General features: G+C 66.8%; 1 protein-coding gene. It reads right to left on the bottom strand.

Features of this window, described 5'->3' with window-relative positions; all coding sequences use genetic code 11:
* Nucleotides 1-970, bottom strand: a 970-nt coding sequence (locus tag AC1ROW_RS22225; protein WP_493021863.1) for an IS481 family transposase, incomplete at its 3' end; no start/stop codon positions are given.
* Between the last annotated feature and the right edge of the window lie 90 nt (nucleotides 971-1,060).

Raw genomic sequence — 1,060 nt, 5'->3', positions numbered from 1 at the left:
TGTACTGACCTCGACCGTTGTTGATTCGGTCGATGGGGGCGTGGCCTGCGATGCCGAGGTGGGCTCTGTCTAGGTTGTAGTAGTCGAGCCAGGCTGGCAAGGCTGCTGCGCGTTCGGTGTTCGAGGCCCAGGGGCGGGCGTAGGCCCACTCGGTCGCGAGGGTGCGGTTCAGCCGCTCGACCTTCCCATTCGTCCACGGGCAGTGCGGCTTGATGAACTTCTGTTGGATGCCGTGGGCATTGATCACTGTGCGGAACGCGGTCGAGTTGCGGTAGGCGAAGGCGTTGTCGCTGATGACGCGTTCGACCCTGACCCCGACGGTGGCGTAGAACCCGATCGCGCGTTCCAGGACGCCTGCGGCAGTGGTGCCCTTCTCGTCGCCGTGGATCTCGGCGTAGGCGAGGCGGGAGTGGTCGTCGATGACAGTGTGGATGTAGTCATAGCCCAGGCCCCGTTTCCGGTTCGGGCGTCCGCCGCGACCATGAAGACGCCACCCGCCGCCATCGGGGATGCGGCCGAGCTTCTTCACATCCACGTGGATCAGGGAGCCCGGATGATCGTGCTCGTAACGGGCCGCCGAACGGCGGGTCGCGCGAATCACCGCGCCGGTGACCGGGTCCAGCTCACGCAGCGACGGCATCCGGTGACGCCGCAACACGCGCCCCACCGTCGAGGGCTGCAAGCCGAGCTTCCCCGCGATGAACACCGGTCCGCGACGACTCAATTCCCGCATGATCCGCACCCGCGTCTCCACGCACGCCGGCGTCTGGTTCGGATGCGAGCGGGCCACGCTCGAACGGTCCACCAGCCCGGCCTGACCCTCTTCCCGGAACCGGCGCCACCACCGCCACGCAGTCGTGCGCGAGATCCCCATCTCCGCCGCGACATGCGCGACCGCGCGCCCCGACCCGATGCGCTGAACCATGATCAACCTGCCGGCCGGAGTCAGCCGGGCGTTAGCGTGGGACATGAGAGACCTCCGTGGACTCGAGGGAACCTAGACAGCTCCAACTCGACTACGGAGGTCTCTCCTACGTCAACAACGATCCGGGTCAGTACA

This window comes from Leifsonia sp. GW821-FHT13C09 (assembly GCF_058806435.1).
This window is presented reverse-complemented; position numbering and strand designations above follow the sequence as displayed.